Below are 21,478 nucleotides of genomic sequence, written 5' to 3'. Positions count from 1 at the left end.
CTCTCAGAATAGTAGATCCTCGGCCTCTGCTTCATTTGCAACACCTCCGCTGCTTGCGCAGATTCTAGTGTGTTGCATCGACCGGTTGAATCCGCAGCGCGCATCGGTCGTTGATTTTCGGGCTGGACGCGTAGGCGGGGGGACAGCTGGGGCGTCACGTCGATTCGGAAAACTCGATGTATCGGCGAATGTGATGGGCGCCTTCCGGCCATCCTCACCGCAGCCACCCCGCGCCACGTCGATAGCTTCGCCGCGCGATCTGCGGTTTAATGCTCGATACCCTATGCATTAAGAGCCATGAAATGCTCGACCTCGACGACCTTCGACTTGTCCGCGCAATCGGCACGTCGCGCTCCCTGGCCGCGGCGGCCCGGCTGCTCGACCTCACGCCGCCCGCGGTCACGATTCGGCTGCAACGGATGGAGGCGCGCCTGAACGCGAGGCTCGCCGTGCGGCAGCCGAAAGGGATTGCGCTGACCGACGAAGGGCAGCGGCTGTACCAGGAAGCCGTCGGCATTCTCGAGCGCGTGGAGGCGCTGCCGGTCAGCATCGCGGGCGACCACGGCGACGTGCAGGGCACGCTGCGCGTCGTCGCCCCGCTCGGCTTCGGCCGCAAATACGTCGCGCGGATCGTGCGCGACGTGCAGCGCGCGCATCCGAAGCTCGAAATCTCGCTCCACCTGTCGGAAAGCCCGTTGACCAGCGCATCGGGCGCCGACGTGGTCGTCCATGTCGGCGGCCTCAAGTCGTCTTCGTGGATCGGCTATCCGCTCGCGCGCAACGAGCGCTTCCTGTGCGCGAGCCCCGCGTATGCGCGCCGCCTCAAAGACCTGAACCATCCATCCGACCTGACGCGCTACGACTGCCTGTGCCTGCGCGAGAACGACGAAGACATCCCGCGCTGGCGCTTCTCGCCCGGCCGCGGCGTCAAGGGCGAATCGCGGCGGGCGACCGTCATCCGCGTGACCGGCGCGCTGTCGTCCAACGACGGCACCGTCATCACCGAATGGGCGCTGGCCGGGCTCGGCATCGTCGAACGCTCGGAGTGGGACGTCGCGCCGCTGCTCGCGAACGGCAAGCTCGTGCGGCTGCTGCCCGGCTGGAGCCTGCCGCCCGCGCCGGTGACGGCGCTGTTGCCGTCGCGTACCGGTCGCTCGCCGCGGCAGCGAGTGTTTCTCGACGCCGCGCGGCAGTTTCTCGATCCGCCGCCGTGGCGCGGCAACGCGTGAGCCGGGGCCGCGCTCCGCGAGAGTCGGCCGATTAAATTTCCCTTAATGGCAGATTAGTTCCGCATTAAACACGCCGTGAGCCGACTGCCCTACAGTGTCCGCATCGGCAACCCCGCAATCGGACGCATCGTGGACCTTCACACCCTCAACACCCCGGCCGCCTTGATCGACGTCGGCCGCATGCAGCGCAACATCGCGCGCATGCAGACGCATCTGGACGCGCTCGGCGTGCGGTTCCGGCCGCACGTCAAGACCACCAAATGCCGGCACGTCGTCGGTGCGCAGATCGCGGCGGGCGCGCAGGGCATCACGGTATCGACGCTCAAGGAAGCCGAGCAGTTCTTCGCGGACGGCATCCGCGACATCGTCTATGCGGTCGGCATGGTGCCCGCGAAGCTCGGCCAGGCGCTCGCGCTGCGTCGGCAAGGCTGCGACCTGAAGATCGTCGCCGACAGCCTGCCGGCCGCCCACGCGATCGCCGCGTTCGGGCGTGAGCACGGCGAACGTTTCGACGTGTGGATCGAGGTCGACGTCGACGGCCACCGCTCGGGCATCCCGCCCGAAGCCGAACTGCTGATCGACGTCGGCCGCGCGCTGACCGACGGCGGCATGCTGCTCGGCGGCGTGCTCGCTCACGCGGGCTCCAGCTACGAATACGACACGCAAGCCGCGCTGGTCGCGATCGCCGAACAGGAGCGCAGCCGCACCGTGCGGGCCGCGGAGCGCCTGAGGGCCGCCGGGTTGCCGTGCCCGGTCGTGAGCATCGGGTCGACGCCCACCGCGCTGGCGGCGGAACGGCTCGACGGCGTGACCGAAGTGCGCGCCGGCGTGTACGTGATGTTCGACCTCGTGATGCACAACATCGGCGTATGCGCGCCGTCCGACATCGCGCTGTCGGTGTTGACCACCGTCATCGGCCACCAGGAAGAGAAAGGCTGGGCGATCGTCGACGCGGGCTGGATGGCGATGAGCCGCGACCGCGGCACGCAGCGCCAGGCGCATGATTTCGGCTACGGGCAGGTCTGCACCGAAGCGGGCGACGTGCTTGGCGGCTACCTGCTGAGCGCCGCCAACCAGGAACACGGGATCGTGTCGCGAACCGGTACGCCGGATACGGACATCGCACAGCGTTTTCCGATCGGCACGCGGCTGCGCATCCTGCCGAATCATGCGTGCGCGACCGGCGCGCAGCATCCCGAATACCAGGCCGTCGGCGATGACGGCGCCGCGCAGACGTGGCCGCGCTTCTACGGGTGGTGAGCATCAGTCGCCGCCGCGTCATCCGCGCATTGACTATTTGTCCAAATCTGGACAAACTTTAAATATCCTGAATTCGTCTCGTGCCGACCAGGCACCCCCGACCATGCCGACCGACGCCCGCCTCCTTCTCCTCGACCGCGATGCCGTCGAGCCCGCCCTGCAAGCCGGGCAGGTGATGGCGGCCGTCCGCGAAGCCTTCGTGCTGCACAGTCAAAGGGCCGGACGCGTATTCCCGGTCGTGCGCGAGAAACTGCACACCGGCGGCGTGTTCGGCATCAAGTCGGGCGACGTCGCCGGCCAAGACTTGCTCGGCTTCAAGGCGGCCGGGTTCTGGCCCGGCAATCGGGCGCGCGGCGGCGAGCCGCATCAGGCCACCGTCGCGTTGTTCGATCCGGCGACGGGCCGGCCGCTGTGCATCATGGACGGCAACGCGATCACCACCGCACGGACCGGCGCCGCGGGCGGCCTCGGGCTCCAACAGCTCGCGCGCCGCGACAGCACGCGGCTCTGCGTGTTCGGCACCGGCGTGCAGGCGCGTGTGCAGCTCGTCTACGCGCTCGCGCTGCTGCCCCAGCGATGCACGGTGCAGTACGTGACCGTCAGCGGCGAGCCGGACCCGGCGTTCGAAGCGCACTTCGTCGAACGGTGCACGATCGGCGTGGCGCGCGACCGGAACGATGCGGTCGCCCATAGCGACGTGGTGATCACGGCCACGCCCGGCGGCGGCGCGTTGTTCGACGCGGATGCGGTTCAGCCGGGCACCCACCTGACCTGCGTGGGCACCGATACCGCGGACAAGCGCGAACTGCCGGCCGGCGTGCTGGAACGCGCGCGCATCGTCGTCGACGATCACGATCAGGCGCGCACCATCGGCGAGTGCCAGTGGGCGCCGGATTTGCCGCGCACGGAAATCGGTGACATCCTCGCGGGTGCGGCATCGGTCGATCGTGCCGCGCACGAGATCACCGTCTTCGACATGACGGGGCTCGCGCTGCAGGACCTGACCGTCGCGCGCTTCCTCTATCGACACGCGCTCGACAACGGCACCGGAACCGCCGTTCCGTGGCCCTGGTAAAACGAATCCCGCTTTCAACCGCCATGCGTCTCGCCAAAGTTTCCGCCGTCTCGTTCGACCTCGACGATACCCTGTGGCCGTTCGGGCCGTCCGTCGTACGGGCCGAGGCGACGCTACGCGCATGGTTGATCGAGCACGCGCCGAATACCGAGCGCGTGCTGCCGACGCAACAAACACTCGCAGCGCTACGTGAGGAATACGAACGGTTGCGCCCGGATCTCGCCAGCGACTATCGCGCGATGCGAATCGGGTCGATCCGGCTTGCGCTGGAGCGCGCGAACGAAGATGTCTCGCTGACCGAGCGCGCTTACGACGTCTTCTATGCGGCGCGCAATCGCGTCGAGTTCTACGAAGACGCGCTGCCGGCGCTCGCGTGGTTGAGCGCGCGCTTTCCGTTGATCGCGGTCACCAACGGTAACGCCGACCTTCGGCTCACTGGCGGCGGCGAATTCTTCCGCACGACGCTCAGCGCGCGCGCATTCGGCTTCGCCAAGCCGGAACCCGAGATCTTCCATGCGGCGGCGGACGCACTCGGCGTGCGGCCGGCCGAACTGCTGCATGTCGGCGACGACTTCCACCTCGATATCGTCGGCGCGGTGAATGCGGGGCTTCAGGCCGCGTGGATCGTGCGCGAGCCTTCGGCTGAAGAAGCACCGACACCGCCGCATGCGGTAACGCCGCATCTCAGGTTGAGCGATCTGGCGATGCTGTGCCGTGCGCTGGGTGCGCCCGATACGGTTTCGTGATCGCGGGCGGGCGCGGCGCGTCATGCCCACGCCGCGCATGGCCCGCCCCCGTTTCACTTTCACGCCGCCTTCCTCGCCTCCGCGATCCGCTGCGGCGCCTTCGGCCGCGCATACAGCCGTTCGAGATACGCGCGCAGTTGCGGGAACGGTTCGATCAAATGGCATTCGCCCGCCCAGTCGATCAGGTAGGCCGTCACGCAATCGGCCACCGTCAGCGTATCGCCGACGATGAACTCGCGCCCCTCGAGATGCGTGTCGAGAATCGCGGCCATCGTCGTGAAATCCTCGCGCGCCAGTTCGATATCGGCCGGCGAGCGCTTCTCCGGCGGATAGAGGAACGTGTGCCGCGCGATTCGCCACAGCGGCTGCTCGAGCTCCGTCACCGCGAACATGACCCACCGATAAGCCTGCGCCCGCAACGCCGGATCGACGGGCAGCAGCGCCTTCTCCGGGTACTTGTCCGCGAGATACAGCACGATCGCGGCCGATTCGGGAATCACGAGGTCGCCGTCCACCAGCACGGGCACCTTGCCGGCCGGATTGAGGCGCAGGAATTCGGGCCGCTTGTGCTCGCCCTCGAGCAGGTTGACCGACACGAATTCGAAATCCGCATCCAGTTCCTTCAGCCCCCACAGCGCGCGCTGCGAGCGCGTGCCGGCAAATCCGTAAAGCTTCATCGCCAGTCTCCATCCATGAATGTCGGGAAAATGTCTGCATGCCGAGCACGACGCATCGAGCGAAGCGACGCGCGTCGCCCGGCATCACGCGTCGCTCACGCGCCGGGAATCGCCAGCACCGGCATCACGTCGACCGATACGCCCGGGAACAGCGTGAAATGGGGATGACCTTCGAACAGCGCGGCGGCCGCATCGTGCGACGCCGCCCGCACGACGGTAAAGCCGGTCAACGCATTGGTCGTGTCGCGGATGCCGGCCGCGTCGATGGCCTTGGTCTTGCCGAGCGGCCCGCCCAGCTCGACGATCGCGTCGCGATGCCGGTCGACCCACGCATGCCATGCGGCGATGCCGTCGCGCTCGCGCGTACGCCGCTCGTCCTCCGGCAGCGCGAGCCATGCCTTCATCGCCGGGCTATCCTGGCTCCCGAGAAATACGGCGAGATACAACTGGGGTTGCGCACTCATGCCTGCTCCTCCGATGACGGACGCGGCGGGCTGCCGCGCCCCGACCTTGACAAGATAGGTTGATATCAACACAATTGCAACATGGCACGAAAAGAAAAGCTTCCCTTCGAAACGACGCTGATGGTGCGCGATTGCTGCCTGTGTTTGCACATGCAGCGCGCGGCGCGCAATCTCGCGCGTATCTTCGACGACGTGCTGCGCCCGCTCGACCTCACCAACGGTCAGTTTTCGCTGCTGATGTCGTTGAACCGGCCGCAACCGGCGCCGATGAAATCGGTCGCGTCGCTGCTCGCGATGGACCGCACCACGCTCACCGCCGCGCTCAAGCCGCTCGAGCGGCGCGGCCTCGTCACGATTGCGCAGGATCCCGACGACGGACGCAGCCGCCTGCTCTCGCTGACGCCAGCCGGGCACGACCTGCTGGCCGAAGCGTTCCCGCTGTGGCAGCAGGCGCACGCCGAGATCGAGCGGCCGTTCGCGCCGGGCGAAGTCGACCAGTTGCGCGGCCAGTTGCGCACGCTGTCGATCGAACCGGGCTCGCGCGACTGAACGGCGCGCGGATCGCGCCGCGGCGGTCGCGCGCACTTTCTGTCATGCGCTGTCAGCAGACATCGTGCAAGCCGGTCGCACCGCCCGATTCGGTGGCAATATCGCTCGGCACGACAATCGGTCCGCTATCCATCAGGAGACGAGCATGGGCAACAACGAGAAAGGCGCGATTTTCCGGTCGCTTCACCGCGCGGGCCAGCCGCTCGCGCTGTTCAACGTGTGGGATGCCGGCAGTGCGCGCACGGCGGCCGACGCGGGCGCCGTCGCATTGGCCACGGGCAGCTGGTCGGTCGCGGCGGCCAACGGTTTCGCCGACGGCGAGCAGATGCCGCGCGCACTGATGATGGACGTACTGGAGCGGATCGTGCGCGCGACGGACCTGCCCGTCACCGTCGATCTCGAAAGCGGCTACGGCGAGCGGCCGGAAGAGGTCGCCGAGACGATCGCGCTCAGCATCCAGGCCGGCGCGATCGGCTGCAATCTCGAAGACAGTTTTCCGGCCACGGGCGAACTGCGCGACGTCGACGAAGCGGCGGCCCGCGTCGCGGCAGCCCGGCAGGCGGCCGATCGCGCGGGCGCCGACTACTTCATCAACGCGCGCACCGACGTGTTCTTCACGGCGGCGGCCGATACGCACGACGAACGCTTGCTCGACGCGACGCTGGCGCGCGCCCGCGCGTATGCCGCGGCCGGCGCCGACGGCCTGTTCGTGCCGGGCCTGCGCGCACCGGCGCTGATTCGCGCACTGACGGCCGCGTCGCCGCTGCCGGTGAACGTGATGCGCGTGTCGGAGACGCCGACGCTCGCGGAACTCGCCGAGTACGGCGTGGCGCGCATCAGCCACGGGCCGTATCCGTATCTGCAGGCGATGAAAGCGCTGGCGGCGCTGGTCAAGCAAGGCGGGTAACGGATTCGCGGGGGGCGGCGGGTGCCTGCTGCCCATCAAACGACGACATTCCGTGTCATCGACGCCCGCTTCCGCGCTTCGGTTGTCGCGCGCTTGCCGCGGCGCGTGCAGCGCGCGTGGGTCGGCCGCATGAGCGACGATGGCGCGCGGCGCCTGCTCGACGCACACGCCCCGGCGCGCTGGTCAATAGTCAGGATCCCTTGATGAAATCGATGAACGCGCGTAGCGCCGGCGGCACGAGACGCCGCCCCGGGTAATACAGGAAAGGCCCCGAGAACGGCCGCCACCACGGTTCGAGCACGGGTTCGAGTGCGCCGCTGTCGACATGCGGACGCACCCAGTCCTCGAACAGATGCAGGATGCCCGTCCCGGCAATCGCCGCATCGACCAGCAGGTCCGTCGCCCCGCCGATCTGGACCAGCAACGGCCCCGCAGCCGGCTCGACCCGCACGACCTCGCCGTCGCGCTCGAACTCCCACGGCGGCATCGCGCCGCTGGCGAAACGCCCGCGCAGGCACCGATGGTCGAGCAGGTCGCGCGGATGTTGCGGCCGGCCGTGCCGGTCGAGATAGCCGGGCGCCGCCGCGGTCGCGAACCGCTGGATGCGCGGGCCGATCGGCACCGCGATCATGTCCTGTTCGAGCCGTTCGTCGTAGCGGATGCCCGCGTCGCATCCGGCCGCCAGCACGTCGACGAAACTTTCGTCGGCCGTCACTTCCAGCCGGATGTCCGGATACGCATCGAGAAAGCGCGGCACGATCGCCGGCAGCACGAGCCGCGATGCGCTGACCGGCACGTTGAGCTTCAGCGTGCCGGCCGGTCGGCCGCGGAATTCGTCGATACCGTCGAGCGCCGCCGCCACTTCGGTCAGCGCGGGCCCGAGCCGCGCAAGCAGGCGCTCGCCGGCTTCGGTGGGCACGACGCTGCGCGTCGTGCGATGCAGCAGCCGCACGCCGAGCCGCGCTTCCAGCCGGCGCACGGCCTCGCTCAGCCCCGAGGCGCTGAGGCCCGTCACGCGTGCGGCGTCGCGGAAGCCGCTCGCGCGTGCGACGGCCATGAATGCGTTCAGATCGCCGAGATCGGTTTGCATTGTTCGCCTTTTCGTACAACCCGTGCGAATTATGCCCGCTTATCGCGCAGCCGACTCGTCTTTATGCTGAACGCATTCATCTCTTCGACAGGAGCAAGGTCATGCCCGATATTCGCCACACCGCCACCTTCAGGCTCGGCGATCGCCACGTCAAACGGATCGGCTACGGCGCGATGCAGCTGGCGGGCCCCGGTGTATTCGGCCCGCCGAAAGATCGCGAGGCCGCATTGAACGTGTTGCGCGAAGCCGTGGAATCCGGCGTCGACCATCTCGACACCAGCGACTTCTACGGCCCGCATGTCACGAACCAGTTGATTCGCGATGCGTTGCATCCGTATCGCGACGATCTCGTGATCGTCACCAAGATCGGTGCGCGGCGCGGCGACGACGCATCGTGGCTGCCCGCCTTCGCGCCCGACGAACTCGAACGGGCCGTGCACGACAACCTGCGCAATCTGGCGCTCGACGTGCTCGACGTCGTCAACCTGCGCATCATGTTCGACACGCACGGGCCGGCCGAAGGATCGATCGAAGCGCCGCTGACCACGCTCGCCGAGCTGCAGCGGCGCGGGCTCGTGCGGCACATCGGCCTGAGCAACGTCACGCCCGCACAGGTCGCGCAAGGCCGGCGGATCTGCGACATCGTCTGCGTGCAGAACCACTACAACATCGCGCATCGCGGCGACGATGCGCTGATCGACGCGCTGGCCCGTGACGGCATCGCGTACGTGCCGTACTTTCCGCTCGGCGGCTTCTCGCCGCTGCAGTCGTCGACGCTGTCCGGCGTCGCGGCCCGGATCGGCGCGACGCCGATGCAGGTCGCGCTCGCGTGGCTGCTGCGCCGCGCGCCGAATCTTCTGCTGATTCCGGGCACGTCGTCGGTCGCGCATCTGCGCGAGAATCTCGCGGCAGCCGATCTCGATCTGCCGGCCGACGCGCTCGCGGCACTCGACCGCATCGCGGACACCGGCGCCGCCTGACGTGCGACCGATCGCCCGGTAGCCCGTGCGACGCGAGCCGCCGGGCCGCCAGGTCGCCGGGCCGGTCAGGACGCGACCACGCCGACCCGCTTCGGCACGCCGGTCACGATCGTCGCGACCGCCACCGCGAGCACGATCGCCGCGCCGACGAACACGCCCGCCGCGCCGTTCACGTCGAACACGACGCCGCCGACGGCCGCGCCCGTCGCGATCGCAAGCTGGATCGCCGCGACGATCAACCCGCCCGCGCTCTCGGCCTCGTCGGGCACGGTGCGCGTGACCCACGTCGACCATGCGACCGGCACGCCGCCGAACGCCATCCCCCACAACGCGACCAGCACCGCGTCGATCATCGGCGCGCGGCCGAGCACGACGAGCGCGATGCCGAGCACGACCATCAACGCGGGCATGCCGATCAGCATCGGCCGCAGCCGGTGTTCGAGCACGCGGCCCGCGAGCGACGTGCCGACGAAGTTCGCGATGCCGTAGCCGAGCAGGATCGCCGACAGTCCGTTCACGCCGACGCCCGCCACCTGTTCGAGGAACGGCCGCAGATACGTGAAGAACGCGAAATGGCCGGTGAACACGAGGATCGTCGCGAACATCCCGAGGCCGACGGTCGGCCGGCGCAGCACGTCGATCAGCGTGCGCAGCCGCGTCGTGCCGCTCGGCGGCATCGACGGCAGCGTGAGGATCTGCGACACGAACGCGATGCCGCCGATCACGGCCGCGATCAGAAACACGTTGCGCCAGCCGATCAGGTGACCGAAGTAGCTGCCCATCGGCGCGGACGCGATCGTCGCGACCGCCACGCCGCTGAAGATGATCGACAGCGCGCGCGGCACCATCGCCGTCGGCACGAGCCGCATCGCGGTGGCGGTCGCCATCGTCCAGAAGCCGCCGAGCGCGATGCCGAGCACGACGCGGCCGAACAGCAGCACGCCCAGGTTCGGCGCGAACGCGACGGCGAGGTTCGATACGACGAGCAGCACCGAAAACACGAGCAGCACGCGCCGCCGGTCGATCGTGCGCGTGAGCGCCGAGATCAGCAGGCTCGTGACGAGCGCGACCGTGGCCGTGGCCGTGACGGCTTGCCCGGCCACGCCTTCGGTCACGCCGAGGCTGTCGGCCATCGGCGTCAGCAGGCTCGCCGGCAGGAATTCGGCCGTGACGAGCCCGAACACGCCGAGCGCCATCGCGAATACCGCGCCCCAGGCCGGTTCGCGGGGGGCCGCCGTCGAGGCGGCCGAGGAGATTCCGGGATTCATGCGGGGTTCCGTGTCGGTTAGGGAAAGTACTGATGAGGGGCTATCGTAAGGAACAGCGGCAGGACGGTCTATGACATACAATCCGTTGTTATTGATCGTTCGTCCGAATCTCGCCATGTCCGAGCCGCTGCTTCCCCCGATCCCCGACGCGCATGACCTCGTCAGCGAGCTGCTGCTGGGGATGCGCCTGAGCGGCGTCCAGTACCGCCGCATCCAGGTCGCGCGGCCGTTCGGGCTGAGTTTCGGCCACGGGACGGGTCGCGCGCAGTTCCATTTCATCGTGCGCGGGCCCGTGCTGCTGCGCGACGCGTCGGGCGAGACGATGCGGCTCGAGGCCGGCGACGCGATCCTGTTGCCGCACGGCGGCATGCACGCGCTGGTGTCCGATCCGGATGTGCCGTGCCGCGAGATCAACGGCTTCGAGATCGCGAAGATCTGCGATACGGTCGCGTCGGTGGCGTCGGCCGGCGTGTCGCCCGCGACCTGCGCGACGACGGAGCCCGGCGCCGGCGATGCGCTGATCTTCAGCGCGTGCATGGAGCTCGACCTTGGCGGCATGCAGCCGCTGGTCGGCACGATGCCCGCGTTCATGCACGTGGGCACGCTGCTCGCGCGCTACCCGGAGATTCGCCCGATGCTCGACGCGATGGAGCGCGAAGCGTGCACGGCGCGCGCGGGCTTCGCGGGCATCCTCGCGCGGCTCGCGGACGTGGTCGCGGCCTTCATCGTGCGCGGCTGGGTCGAGTGCGGATGCGGCGACGCGACCGGCTGGGTGCAGGCACTGCGCGAGCCGAAGCTCGGCCGCGCGATCGTCGCGCTGCATCGCGACCCGGGCCGCAACTGGAGCGTCGCGGAACTCGCGACCGAAGCGGGCGTGTCGCGCTCGGTGTTCGCCGAGCGCTTCCTCGCCGCGACCGGGATGACGCCCGTGCGCTACCTGACCGAACTGCGGATGCGGCTCGCCGCGCAGTGGATCGCGCGCGACCGCGAGACGATCGAAGCGGTCGCGTACCGGCTCGGCTACGGTTCGCTCGCCGCGTTCAGCCGCGCGTTCAAGCGCGTGGTCGGCAAGCCGCCGGGCGCCGTGCGCGCGGACGGCGACGTGCGCGCGGAAGCGTAACGTCCAGCACCCCGACGCGCGGCGTCAGCGCCGGCCCGCCCTGCATCACTTCAACGCGTCGAGGCGGTCGACCAGCGCCGTCGCGCACTGCACGGCAAGCGCCGCGCACTGCTCCACATCGACTGCCGCGCCGGTCGCGACCGTGCCTTGCACGATCCTGCCCAGTAATTCCTTCGAGAGTTCGGCGATCTCGTGATCCCGTTCCGTCATGATGTCCTCCTGCGCGTCGGCGATTCCGGTGATTCGCCCGTTCGGAGCGAATGCCGTGCCCGCGCTGTTCAACGCTGCCTCGCCCGCACGACGATCTGCGCCTGCGTGTCGCGCTCGATGCGCTCGAGCGACGCGCGCAGCGCCACGAACTCGTCCGGCGTGCATACCTGACGGCCGAAATCCGCGCTCATCCGCCGCGTGACCTGCACGACGCGCGCGGCCGCATCGAACACGTAATGCGACGTGAAATCGACGAAGCGGTCGCGCACGGCCGCATCGGCCGGCAGGTCGGTCAGGACCACGCCCGCCGGCAGCACGATCTGGCCAGTCTCGTCGAACGTGCCGCCGACGCAGCCCCACGGCTGCGTGCGCACGGGCTCGGCCAGCCAGGTTTCGACCTGCGTCGCGATACCGCCCGTCAGGCTCGACAGCGCGGGCAACGCGGTCGTGCCGTCCGGCCACACGAAACGATCGAGCGTGCCGGTCACGGTCACGTCGAACGGCCCGTCGGTCACGCGCCGGTCGCTGGTCGACAGTTGCGCGCGGCCGCGCAGGCCGCTTTGCCGCAAGCGCTCGTTCGCCAGTTGCGCGAGGCGGTCGCGCGACGCGCGGCGAAACAGGTTGCGTTCGAGTTCGGCGGTCCAGCCGTCATCCTGCACATAAGCCTGAACACGCGCGGCGCCCGGCTGCGCGGCATCGATCGCGACTCGCGCGGTGCGGCCGCGCGGCTGCGTGGCCGGCGTGCGCGACAGCACGCCGGTATCGACGAGCAGCGCCGGGCGGTCCATCACGATCGGCGGCAGGTAGCCGAACGCGATGCCGGCCGTCGTCGTATCCGCGTAGAGCCGGAGATCGGGCAGCCACGTGATCGCGTGATTGATCGCGCCGCCGCCGTAGCCGGGCACCGACGGCAGCGTGTACACGGCGCCGAGATTGATCAGCACCGGTTCACTGCGAATGCCGACCGCCGCGAGCAACGCGCCGAACAGCGCGACGTGATCCTTGCAGTCGCCGTAGCGGTTGCGCAGGATGTCGGTCACGCGATGCGGCGCGGCGGCCGTCTCGCCGAGAAACAGCCCGACGTAGCGCACGTTCGCCTGCACCCAGTCGTACAGGATGCGCGCCTTGTCGCGCGGATCGACGGCATTCGCGGTGAGCGCGCGCGCCAGTTGCACGACGGCCGGATCGTTCGCGCTCGGGTCGACGGCCGCGTTGCGGTAGCGTGCGGCGAACGCCGCGTAGTCGGGCAGCGTCGACACGACGAGCCGGTCGCCGTAGGTCGGATAGCCGACCGCGCCGCTCTCGATGCGGTCGTACGCGCCATGCCGGTAGTCGAATTCGTAGCGCGTGCGGCCGTTCGCCGTGACGGGCGGCAGCGCGACGTAGCCGCGCGCATCCGCATACAGCGGCATGTCGGCCGGCAGGTCGAAGATCAGCCGCTGGCTGTCGACCGGCTCGCGCGACGGCTCGACGGTATAGCCGAAATAGCCGCGATTGACCGGCTTCGTGCGGGTCTTGCGGAACGCGACGCGCGTGCTCGACCCGGCCTCTACGCCGGGAAACACGACGGTGCGCAGCAGCCCGTCCTGGAACGTCGGCGCGCCGGCCGAGCGCGGCTCCTGCACGTCGCGGATGCCGTCCGCGCCGACCGGATGCGCGACGCCGTCGCGGTCGATCGTCTCGGCCGCGACCAGCTCGACCTTCTCGAGATTCCTGTCGAACCACACGTAGCGCTGCGCGACCGCGTCGATGCCGTTCGCGTCGTTCGCGCGCAGCGTCGAATCGTCGTGCTCGTCGAGCGAACCGTCGTGCTGGATCACGAACTCGTGGACGTCGCTGACGAGCGTGACGGGCGCTGCATCGGCCGCCGCGCGCGAGTCACTCATGTCGCCCATGCCGCCCGTGTCGCGCATATCGGCCACGGCCGTACCCGCGCCCAGCACCACGGCGCACGCGAAAAGGCAGCCGGTCCATCGGGAAGGAAAACGCACCACGTCGAAGTTCTCCGCGCGTTCGTTGCCGGACGCCAGCGCCGCGCGCCGGTGCGGCAGCCGTGCCTGCATGACACGCACATGACGGCCGCCCGCGCCACCCGCGCGCGTGACCGTCGTGCGGCCCAGTGTGGGCGCCGTGCCGACGAGCGTCAAGCCGCGCCGTCGGGAAGGAAACGTGATGCGGAGCGACGGCGCATTCGCGATCCGTTGACCGTGTGATTGCGTTCGCGTCGCGGGCGGCGTGATCGGCTTCGGCATCTTGCCGACGGCGCGGCATCTCGAGCGGCGGCGTCCGAAACCGATCGACACCGCGCGGCCATGCGAGCCGCGCTATCCGTCACGCTCGCGGCGAGACGAGCCATCCGTACTTCGATCGGCCCGACCCGCCACGGCCGATCGGCGTCCCGACGCGCTTTCCGGCGCGTAAGCGACCGGCGACGCCGGCCGCGTCATCGCCGCCGCGCCAGCCCCCCTCCGCCCCGCCGACGTCGCCCCCTCGTTCCGCCGTCCGTCGTCCCCCGCCGCTTCGCCCGAACGCGATCCGCACCGGCGTCCCGGTCGTGCGTTTTTCCCCGCAATTCGACATTTGTGCGCGCGCAACAATGGCGATGCCTCGCGCCGGGCGCCATGCAGGCGACCCGATTCCCGCATGGCGCCTGGCGCGGCGCGCTTTAAAAACCACATCTCACGAGGACATACCATGCAACTCCAATCTCATCCGGCATGCCGCCCGTTTTACGAAGCCGGCGAACTCTCGCAACTGACCGCCTTCTACGAAGAAGGCCGCAATGTCATGTGGATGATGCTGCGATCGGAGCCGCGGCCGTGTTTCAACCAGCAACTCGTCACCGACATCATCCATCTCGCGCGCGTCGCACGCGACTCGGGCCTCACGTTCGACTTCTGGGTGACGGGCTCGCTCGTCCCCGAGCTGTTCAACGTCGGCGGCGACCTGAGCTTCTTCGTCGACGCGATCCGCAGCGGCCGGCGCGATCAACTGATGGCCTACGCGCGCTCGTGCATCGACGGCGTGTACGAGATCTATACCGGCTTCGGCACCGGCGCGATCTCGATCGCGATGGTCGAGGGCAGCGCGCTCGGCGGCGGCTTCGAGGCCGCGCTCGCGCATCACTACGTGCTCGCGCAGAAGGGCGTGAAACTCGGGTTCCCCGAGATCGCGTTCAACCTGTTCCCGGGCATGGGCGGCTATTCGCTGGTCGCGCGCAAGGCGAACCGCGGCCTCGCGGAATCGCTGATCGCGACCGGCGAAGCGCATGCGGCCGAATGGTATGAAGATCAGGGGCTGATCGACGAGACGTTCGACGCGGGCGATGCGTATCTGGCGACGCGCACCTTCATCGACGTGGCGAAGCCGAAGCTGAACGGCATCCGCGCGATGCTGCGCGCCCGCGATCGCGTGTTCCAGCTGTCGCGCTCGGAGCTGATGGACATCACGGAAGCGTGGGTGCATGCGGCGTTCACGATCGAGCCGAAGGATCTCGCGTACATGGAACGCCTGGTGATGCTGCAGAACCGGCGCGTGTCGAAGCTGCGCACGGTGTGATGCGACGGGCGCCGCCGACGGCCGGCGGCGCCTTTTTCCGGAACGACGCTCAGGCGATCAGCCTGAGCTTTCTCGTTTCCGCGAGCCACGCCTCGAACGCCTGCGCCGGCATCGGCCGCGCGTAGTAGTAGCCCTGCGCGTGATCGACGTCGAGCTGCTTGAGGAATTCGGCTTCCGCATGCGTTTCGACGCCTTCGGCGACCACCGCGAAATTCAGCGCCTTCGCGAGCGACACGACCGAGTGCACCAGCGCCTGCGAGCGCGGATTGCGGTCGATGGCCGTGATGAAGGTGCGGTCGAGCTTGATCGCGTCGAGCGGCAGGCGCGACAACTGCGACAGCGACGAATAGCCGGTGCCGAAATCGTCCAGATGGATCTCCGCGCCGAGCTGGCGGAACTGCCGCATCAGCCCGATGGCCGCCTCCTCGTCCTCGATGAAGCAGCTCTCGGTCAGCTCGATGTCGAGCAGGCCGGGCTTCAGCCCCGCGCCGTCGAGAATCGACGCGAACTGATGGACGATGTTCATGTCCTGCAACTGCCGAGCGGACACGTTCACCGCGATCCGGATGCCGAGCCCCTTCGCCTTCCACGCGGCGGCCTGCGCGGCCGCGGTGCGCATCACCCACCGCCCGAGCGGCGCGATCAGCCCCGACTCTTCCGCGAAACGGATGAACTCGATCGGCGCGACGAGCCCGCGATCGGGCGACTGCCAGCGGATCAGCGCCTCGACGCCATGCACGTCGCCCGTCGCGATATCGACGACCGGCTGGTAGTACAGCACGAACTGCTCTTCCTCGAGCGCCTTGCGCAGGTTCGTGTCGAGCCACATGTACTTCGCGACCTTCTGGTTCATCTCGAGCGAGAACACGCGATACGTATGCTTGCCTTCCTCCTTCGCGACGTACATCGCGGTGTCGGCGCAGCGGATCAGCGTCTCGAGCGAATCGCCGTGCTGCGGGTACATCGCGATGCCGATCGAGCAGCTCGTGTAGACCTCCATCAGCCCGAGATGGATCGGCGTGCGCAGCCGTTCGAGGATGATCTGCGCGGTCGCTTCGAGCAGCGGGCGCGTACCGTGCTCGAACAGCACGAGGAATTCGTCGCCGCCGAGCCGCGCGAGCGTCGCGCCCGACGGCAGGCAGCCGTTGATGATCGCCGATACGTCCTGCAGCAGGCGGTCGCCGGTGATGTGCCCGTAGTGATCGTTGACGCGCTTGAAGTTGTCGAGATCGAGGAACAGGATGCCGACCTGGCCGCGCGTATTGGCGTCGTCCTGGGCGATCGCCGCGTGGATGCGCTCGCTGATCGCATGGCGGTTCGGCAACCCGGTAAGCACGTCGGTGTTCGCGAGCTCGGTGAGCCGCTGCTGCGCGTTGCGCTCCTCGGTGATGTCGATGCCCGAGCAGATCAGGAACTGCTCTTCGACGCCGCTGCCGCTCTGCACGAACTTGTTGCGGAACTGGAACAGGCGCGGCCCGTTGACCGTGTTGATGTAGCGCTCGACCGCGAACGACTGGTTGCTCGCGAAGAAACCCGTGATGTTGGTGCGCGACTGCGCGCCCTGCTCCGGGCTCATGAACAGCTCGAACGCGCTGCGGCCGATCACGTCGACCTCGCGCTTGCCGGTCACTTCCTCGCACAGGCGGTTGAAGCGCTGCACCATCCCGTTGCGGTCGAGGATCACGACGAGCGAATTCACTTCCGACACGACCTGCTCGGCGAACGCGAGCCCGTGCGACAGGTCGCCGGCGACGGATTCGGTATCGGAATAGGCGGACGCCGTGCCGGCCCAGTCGACCGTATTGACCTTCCTGCCGACGAGATGGAGGCTGACCGGGCTGCCGAACAGCACGATCTCGAGCACGAGGTGCGACGTGACGCCGGTCAGCGCGCGGATGCGCGCCGCCTGTTCGACCGTCAGCGCGATCGCGACGTTGGTCAGGCCGCGGACCGCGGCCAGTTCGAGCGCATTGCTGTCGCTGCCGAGACGCCAGCAGGGGCTGCGCGTACCGACGTGCGCCTCGAGCACCGCGCTATCGTTTTCGTCATCCATGGACACGCCCCGATCCAAAAAAAACGCACAGTGTAGACGGAGGCGAGTGACCCCACCGCCTTCCCGGGCCGCGACGCACGTGCCCCGCAGGGCGGCCGTGATTGCCGTGACAGCGGCCTCGTCCCGTACTTGTTTGCAGCTGATGCGACCGGCGTTCGCGCGTGATGCGCGCAGGTTCTGCCTTACGGAATGATGAGAGCCATCTTATCAAATGACAATGAAGATTGGCACTCACATTTAGAGAAGTGTGTCAAGGAATCGGGACTCGATTGGCAAGCCGGAGTTTTCATGATTGGCGGCCGGCGAATGCGCGCACGGGGCGGTGCGCATCGGGAGCGGCGTGCCAGGCCTCAAAGCCCCGCCGGGCGGGCGTTCGGGGCCGGTCCATCGATATGGGGCCTGATCTTTCGGGAGCCCGTGGCGGCAGGGTCGAATCGGATCCCGTGATCCGCAGTTTCCCGTGTTTTTGATTCCATTCGTGCGCGAATACGCGGCTTTATTCCACAGTTCGTTGCAATATCCTCCACCCGCCCCCGTCGCACCCGGTGCGGCGCATCCGCGCCGGGTGCGCGGGCTCAGCCTGCCGCGCCGTAGCCGCCGCCGCCCGGCGTTTCGACGACGAACACGTCGCCGGGCGCCATCTGCGCGCGGCCGATGTGGTCGAGCGCCTCGACCGTGCCGTCCGCCCGCTCGATCGTGTTGCGGCCGAGCGCGCCGGCTTCGCCGCCCGCCGCGCCGAACGGCGCGTGGATCCGGTTGTTCGACAGGATCGACGCGGTCATCGGCTCGAGGAAGCGGATCCGCCGCACCGCGCCGTCGCCGCCGCGCCAGCGCCCGCCGCCGCCCGAGCCCGCGCGGATCCGGTGCGAATCGAGCCGCACCGGGTAGCGCCATTCGAGCACCTCGGGATCGGTGAGCCGCGAGTTCGTCATGTGCGTCTGCACCGCGGCGACGCCCGCGAAGCCGTCGCCCGCGCCGCTGCCGCCCGCGATCGTCTCGTAGTACTGGTATCGATCGTTACCGAATGTGAAGTTGTTCATCGTTCCCTGGCTCGACGCGACGCAGCCGAGGGCGCCGTACAGCGCGTTGGTGATCGCCGACGACGTCTCGACGTTGCCCGACACGACGGCCGCCGGGTACTCGGGGTTCAGCATCGAGCGGGCCGGCACGATCACGGTCAGCGGCTTCAGGCAGCCGGCGTTCAGCGGGATGTCGTCGCCGACGAGCGTGCGGAACACGTACAGCACCGCCGCCATGCAGACGGCCTTCGGCGCGTTGAAGTTGTTGTCGAGCTGCGCGGACGTGCCGGTGAAATCGATCTCCGCGCACCGCGCCGCGCGATCCACGCGGATCGCGACGCGAATCTCCGCGCCGTTGTCGAGCGGATAGCGGTAAGCGCCGTCCTGCAGCGCGCCGATCACGCGCCGCACCGCTTCTTCGGCGTTGTCCTGCACGTGCGTCATGAATGCGAGCACGACGTCGCGGCCGAACTGCGCGACCATCCGGCGCAGCTCGTCGACGCCCTTCTGGTTCGCGGCGACCTGTGCGCGCAGGTCGGCCATGTTCTGCTCGACGTTGCGCGCCGGATAGCGGCCGGATGCCAGCAGCGCGCGCGTCTCGGCATCGCGCAGCACGCCGGCCGACACGAGCTGCCAGTTGTCGATCAGCACGCCTTCCTCGTCGATATGGGTCGAATCGGGCGGCATCGAGCCCGGCGTCGTGCCGCCGATATCCGCATGGTGGCCGCGCGAGCCGACGTAGAACAGCGGCGCGTCGGCGCCGTCCGCGAACACCGGCGTGATGACCGTCACGTCCGGCAGGTGCGTGCCGCCGTGGTACGGGTCGTTCAGCATGAACACGTCGCCGTCGCGCATGCGGCCCCGGTTGCGCTCGATCACCGTGCGGATGCTCTCGCCCATCGAGCCGAGATGCACGGGCATGTGCGGCGCGTTCGCGATCAGGTTGCCGGCGCCGTCGAAGATCGCGCACGAGAAGTCGAGCCGCTCCTTGATGTTCACCGAGTACGCGGTGTTCTGCAGCCGCAGCCCCATCTGCTCGGCGATCGACATGAACAGGTTGTTGAAGATCTCGAGCCGCACCGGATCGGCGTCGGTGCCGAGCGAGCGGCGCGTCGGCAGCGGCGTCGTGCGCGTCAGCACGAGATTGCCCTGTGGGGTCATCTCCGCGCGCCAACCAGATTCGACGACGGTCGTGCCGTTCTGCTCCGCGACGATCGCGGGGCCGTCGATCGCGTCGCCGGCGCGCAGCGTGTCGCGCACGACCAGCGCCGCGTCGTGCCACTGGCCGCCGGAATAAAAGCGCACGGCCGCGTGCGCTTGCGGCGCCGCGCCCGCCCCGCGCGGTGCGAGCGGCGCGATGTCGACCGGCGCGTCCGAGCGGCCGATCGCCTCGACCGACGCCAGCTCGGCGACGAGCGGCGTGCCGGGCATCAGGAACGCGTAGCGCTGCCGATATGCGGTTTCGAACGCCTGCTGCATCGCCGCGACCGAGCCGGCCGGCACGTCGAGCGCCGAATCGGTGCCCTGGTAGCGCAGGTGCACGCGTCGCTCGGTCGCGATCCGCTCCGGCGGCACGCCCTGTTCGAGCAGCGCGCCGATGGCTTCGTCGGCCAGCCGGTCGAGCGCCGCGTTCAGCGCCGGCAGCGACGCGTCGGTCAGCACGGCCTCGACCGCGCGCTCGCGCATCGCGGTCTGGTCGGCGAGGCCCATCCCGTACGCGGACAGCACGCCCGCGAGCGGATGCGCGAACACCTGCGTCATCCCGAGCGCATCGGCCACGCCGCACGCGTGCTGGCCGCCCGCGCCGCCGAACGTCGTCAGCACGTAGCGCGACACGTCGTGGCCGCGCTGCACGGAAATCTTCTTGATCGCGTTCGCCATGCTGCCGATCGCGATCTCCAGGAATCCTTCGGCGAGCGCCTCGGGCGTCTCGCGTCGGCCGGTCGCCGCGTGGATCTCGTCGGCGAGCGCCGTGAACTTCGCGACCACGCCGTCGCGGTCGAGCGGCTGGTCTGCATGCGGGCCGAACACGCGCGGGAAATGATCGGGCTGGATCTTGCCGAGCATCACGTTGCAATCGGTCACCGTCAGCGGGCCGCCGCGCCGGTACGCGGCCGGCCCCGGGTTCGCGCCGGCCGATTCGGGTCCGACGCGCAGCCGCGCGCCGTCGAAACCGAGCACCGAGCCACCGCCGGCCGCGACCGTGTGGATGCTCATCATCGGCGCGCGCATCCGCACGCCGGCCACCTGCGTCTCGAACACGCGCTCGAATTCGCCGTTGTAGTGCGATACGTCGGTCGACGTGCCGCCCATGTCGAAGCCGATCACCTGCTCGAAGCCGGCCGCACGCGCCGCGCGCACCATCCCGACGATGCCACCGGCCGGGCCCGACAGGATCGCATCCTTGCCCTGGAACGCGTCGGCGCGCGTGAGGCCGCCGCTGCTCTGCATGAACTGCAGGTTCACGCCGGGCATCTCGTGCGCGACCTGCTCGACATAGCGGCGCAGGATCGGCGACAGGTATGCGTCGACCACGGTCGTATCGCCGCGCGACACCATCTTCATCAGCGGCGACACCTCGTGCGACACCGACACCTGCGTGAAGCCGATGCGGCGCGCGAGCGCCGCCAGCATCCGTTCGTGCGCGGTATGACGATAGCCGTGGATCAGCACGATCGCGAGCGCACGCACGCCGCTGTCGAACACGCGACGCAACGACGCTTCGGCACCCTGAACATCGAGCGGCAAGACCACGTCGCCGTGCGCGCCGACGCGCTCGTCGATCTCGACGACCGTCTCGTACAGCGCGTCGGGCAGCACGATGTCGAGATCGAACAGGCGCGGCCGGTTCTGGTACGCGATGCGCAGCACGTCGCGAAAACCGCGCGTCGTCGCGAGCGCGGTGCGTTCGCCCTTGCGTTCGAGCAGCGCGTTGGTCGCGACCGTCGTGCCCATCTTCACCATGTCGACCTGCGCGGGCGTGATCGGCTCGTCGGCCGAGAGGCCGAGCAGGTGGCGGATGCCGGCCACGGCCGCGTCGCGATATTGCTCGGGGTTCTCCGACAGCAGCTTGTGCGTGACGAGCGTGCCGTCGGGCCGCCGCGCGACGATGTCGGTGAACGTACCGCCGCGGTCGATCCAGAATTGCCAGCGCGCGGCGTCGGAGGGAACGGAGGAAAGGTGTCGGTCAGTCATGATGTCGGTCGATGCGTCGTTGAATCGAGGGACGAGCGCCGCCGCACGGCGCGCGTCGCGCGCCGTGTCACGGTGTCG

Annotated in this window: 17 protein-coding genes; 9 read left to right on the top strand and 8 right to left on the bottom strand. The window is 68.9% G+C overall.

Annotated elements, in window-relative coordinates; genetic code table 11:
- Window positions 1-269: 269 nt before the first annotated feature.
- The 4 genes from HWX55_RS24310 (at window position 270) to HWX55_RS24295 (ending at window position 4,310) form a co-directional block, all read left to right on the top strand.
- Window positions 270-1,229 carry a LysR substrate-binding domain-containing protein gene (locus HWX55_RS24310; protein WP_175977590.1) on the top strand — a complete coding sequence of 320 codons (960 nt, stop codon included), beginning with the start codon at window positions 270-272 and terminating at the stop codon, window positions 1,227-1,229.
- A gap of 129 nt (window positions 1,230-1,358) precedes the next feature.
- Window positions 1,359-2,489 carry a DSD1 family PLP-dependent enzyme gene (locus HWX55_RS24305; RefSeq protein WP_175977589.1) on the top strand — a complete coding sequence of 377 codons (1,131 nt, stop codon included), beginning with the start codon at window positions 1,359-1,361 and terminating at the stop codon, window positions 2,487-2,489.
- 103 nt (window positions 2,490-2,592) lie between these two features.
- Window positions 2,593-3,564 carry an ornithine cyclodeaminase family protein gene (locus tag HWX55_RS24300; protein ID WP_175977598.1) on the top strand — a complete coding sequence of 324 codons (972 nt, stop codon included), beginning with the start codon at window positions 2,593-2,595 and terminating at the stop codon, window positions 3,562-3,564.
- Window positions 3,565-3,587: 23 nt separating this feature from the next.
- Entirely contained in the window at window positions 3,588-4,310 is a 723-nt protein-coding gene (locus HWX55_RS24295; RefSeq protein ID WP_175977588.1) for an HAD family hydrolase, read from the top strand.
- A 59-nt stretch (window positions 4,311-4,369) separates the two neighbouring features.
- On the opposite strand, the gene HWX55_RS24290 is transcribed toward HWX55_RS24295, so the two are convergent.
- Entirely contained in the window at window positions 4,370-4,987 is a 618-nt protein-coding gene (locus tag HWX55_RS24290; protein WP_175977587.1) for a glutathione S-transferase family protein, read from the bottom strand.
- A 95-nt stretch (window positions 4,988-5,082) separates the two neighbouring features.
- On the bottom strand, window positions 5,083-5,451 hold the full coding sequence (locus tag HWX55_RS24285; RefSeq protein ID WP_175977586.1) for a hypothetical protein: 369 nt from the start codon (window positions 5,449-5,451) through the stop codon (window positions 5,083-5,085).
- Between the two features lie 81 nt (window positions 5,452-5,532).
- Here HWX55_RS24285 and HWX55_RS24280 point away from each other — a divergent pair, with 81 nt between their 5' ends.
- Window positions 5,533-6,000: a MarR family transcriptional regulator gene (locus HWX55_RS24280; protein WP_175977585.1), complete on the top strand. Its 468-nt coding sequence runs from the start codon at window positions 5,533-5,535 to the stop codon at window positions 5,998-6,000.
- A 145-nt stretch (window positions 6,001-6,145) separates the two neighbouring features.
- Window positions 6,146-6,907 (top strand): isocitrate lyase/phosphoenolpyruvate mutase family protein, encoded by a 762-nt coding sequence (locus tag HWX55_RS24275; RefSeq protein WP_175977584.1) that lies wholly within the window; start codon window positions 6,146-6,148, stop codon window positions 6,905-6,907.
- A gap of 190 nt (window positions 6,908-7,097) precedes the next feature.
- On the opposite strand, the gene HWX55_RS24270 is transcribed toward HWX55_RS24275, so the two are convergent.
- Window positions 7,098-7,997 carry a LysR family transcriptional regulator gene (locus tag HWX55_RS24270; RefSeq protein WP_175977583.1) on the bottom strand — a complete coding sequence of 300 codons (900 nt, stop codon included), beginning with the start codon at window positions 7,995-7,997 and terminating at the stop codon, window positions 7,098-7,100.
- A gap of 101 nt (window positions 7,998-8,098) precedes the next feature.
- Between HWX55_RS24270 and HWX55_RS24265 the strand changes: the two genes are divergently transcribed.
- A complete protein-coding gene (locus HWX55_RS24265; RefSeq protein WP_175977582.1) occupies window positions 8,099-8,977 on the top strand; it encodes an aldo/keto reductase family oxidoreductase in 879 nt (292 codons plus the stop codon).
- A gap of 65 nt (window positions 8,978-9,042) precedes the next feature.
- On the opposite strand, the gene HWX55_RS24260 is transcribed toward HWX55_RS24265, so the two are convergent.
- Window positions 9,043-10,245 (bottom strand): MFS transporter, encoded by a 1,203-nt coding sequence (locus HWX55_RS24260; protein ID WP_175977581.1) that lies wholly within the window; start codon window positions 10,243-10,245, stop codon window positions 9,043-9,045.
- A 70-nt stretch (window positions 10,246-10,315) separates the two neighbouring features.
- Between HWX55_RS24260 and HWX55_RS24255 the strand changes: the two genes are divergently transcribed.
- Window positions 10,316-11,365, top strand: coding sequence for an AraC family transcriptional regulator (locus tag HWX55_RS24255; RefSeq protein WP_175977580.1), 1,050 nt, complete (start codon window positions 10,316-10,318; stop codon window positions 11,363-11,365).
- A 45-nt stretch (window positions 11,366-11,410) separates the two neighbouring features.
- On the opposite strand, the gene HWX55_RS24250 is transcribed toward HWX55_RS24255, so the two are convergent.
- Complete coding sequence (locus tag HWX55_RS24250) at window positions 11,411-11,647, bottom strand: hypothetical protein (RefSeq protein WP_175977499.1); 237 nt, start codon at window positions 11,645-11,647, stop codon at window positions 11,411-11,413.
- Window positions 11,644-13,569 carry a DUF3857 domain-containing protein gene (locus HWX55_RS24245; RefSeq protein WP_175977597.1) on the bottom strand — a complete coding sequence of 642 codons (1,926 nt, stop codon included), beginning with the start codon at window positions 13,567-13,569 and terminating at the stop codon, window positions 11,644-11,646. Before HWX55_RS24245 ends, HWX55_RS24250 begins: the two co-directional genes overlap by 4 nt.
- Window positions 13,570-14,269: 700 nt before the next feature.
- Between HWX55_RS24245 and HWX55_RS24240 the strand changes: the two genes are divergently transcribed.
- Window positions 14,270-15,133, top strand: a complete 864-nt coding sequence (locus HWX55_RS24240) for a crotonase/enoyl-CoA hydratase family protein (protein ID WP_175977579.1) — start codon at window positions 14,270-14,272, stop codon at window positions 15,131-15,133.
- A 49-nt stretch (window positions 15,134-15,182) separates the two neighbouring features.
- Here HWX55_RS24240 and pdeR read toward each other — a convergent pair whose 3' ends face one another.
- A complete protein-coding gene (pdeR, locus tag HWX55_RS24235) occupies window positions 15,183-17,186 on the bottom strand; it encodes a cyclic di-GMP phosphodiesterase (RefSeq protein WP_175977578.1) in 2,004 nt (667 codons plus the stop codon).
- Window positions 17,187-17,761: 575 nt separating this feature from the next.
- Complete coding sequence (locus tag HWX55_RS24230) at window positions 17,762-21,400, bottom strand: hydantoinase B/oxoprolinase family protein (protein ID WP_175977577.1); 3,639 nt, start codon at window positions 21,398-21,400, stop codon at window positions 17,762-17,764.
- Window positions 21,401-21,478 lie beyond the last annotated feature (78 nt).

The organism is Burkholderia sp. BCC1047 (assembly GCF_902833155.1).
Lineage (GTDB): Bacteria > Pseudomonadota > Gammaproteobacteria > Burkholderiales > Burkholderiaceae > Burkholderia > Burkholderia sola.
Note: the sequence above shows the minus strand (reverse complement) of the source record. Positions and strands in the feature narration are given on the sequence as shown.

Coding starts and splice junctions, on each gene's coding strand:
- HWX55_RS24310 (WP_175977590.1), top strand. CDS start 270: ATGCTCGATACCCTATGCATTAAGAGCCATGAAATGCTCGACCTCGAC.
- HWX55_RS24300 (WP_175977598.1), top strand. CDS start 2,593: ATGCCGACCGACGCCCGCCTCCTTCTCCTCGACCGCGATGCCGTCGAG.
- HWX55_RS24295 (WP_175977588.1), top strand. CDS start 3,588: ATGCGTCTCGCCAAAGTTTCCGCCGTCTCGTTCGACCTCGACGATACC.
- HWX55_RS24290 (WP_175977587.1), bottom strand. CDS start 4,987: ATGAAGCTTTACGGATTTGCCGGCACGCGCTCGCAGCGCGCGCTGTGG.
- HWX55_RS24285 (WP_175977586.1), bottom strand. CDS start 5,451: ATGAGTGCGCAACCCCAGTTGTATCTCGCCGTATTTCTCGGGAGCCAG.
- HWX55_RS24280 (WP_175977585.1), top strand. CDS start 5,533: ATGGCACGAAAAGAAAAGCTTCCCTTCGAAACGACGCTGATGGTGCGC.
- HWX55_RS24275 (WP_175977584.1), top strand. CDS start 6,146: ATGGGCAACAACGAGAAAGGCGCGATTTTCCGGTCGCTTCACCGCGCG.
- HWX55_RS24270 (WP_175977583.1), bottom strand. CDS start 7,997: ATGCAAACCGATCTCGGCGATCTGAACGCATTCATGGCCGTCGCACGC.
- HWX55_RS24265 (WP_175977582.1), top strand. CDS start 8,099: ATGCCCGATATTCGCCACACCGCCACCTTCAGGCTCGGCGATCGCCAC.
- HWX55_RS24260 (WP_175977581.1), bottom strand. CDS start 10,245: ATGAATCCCGGAATCTCCTCGGCCGCCTCGACGGCGGCCCCCCGCGAA.
- HWX55_RS24255 (WP_175977580.1), top strand. CDS start 10,316: ATGACATACAATCCGTTGTTATTGATCGTTCGTCCGAATCTCGCCATG.
- HWX55_RS24240 (WP_175977579.1), top strand. CDS start 14,270: ATGCAACTCCAATCTCATCCGGCATGCCGCCCGTTTTACGAAGCCGGC.
- pdeR (WP_175977578.1), bottom strand. CDS start 17,186: ATGGATGACGAAAACGATAGCGCGGTGCTCGAGGCGCACGTCGGTACG.
- HWX55_RS24230 (WP_175977577.1), bottom strand. CDS start 21,400: ATGACTGACCGACACCTTTCCTCCGTTCCCTCCGACGCCGCGCGCTGG.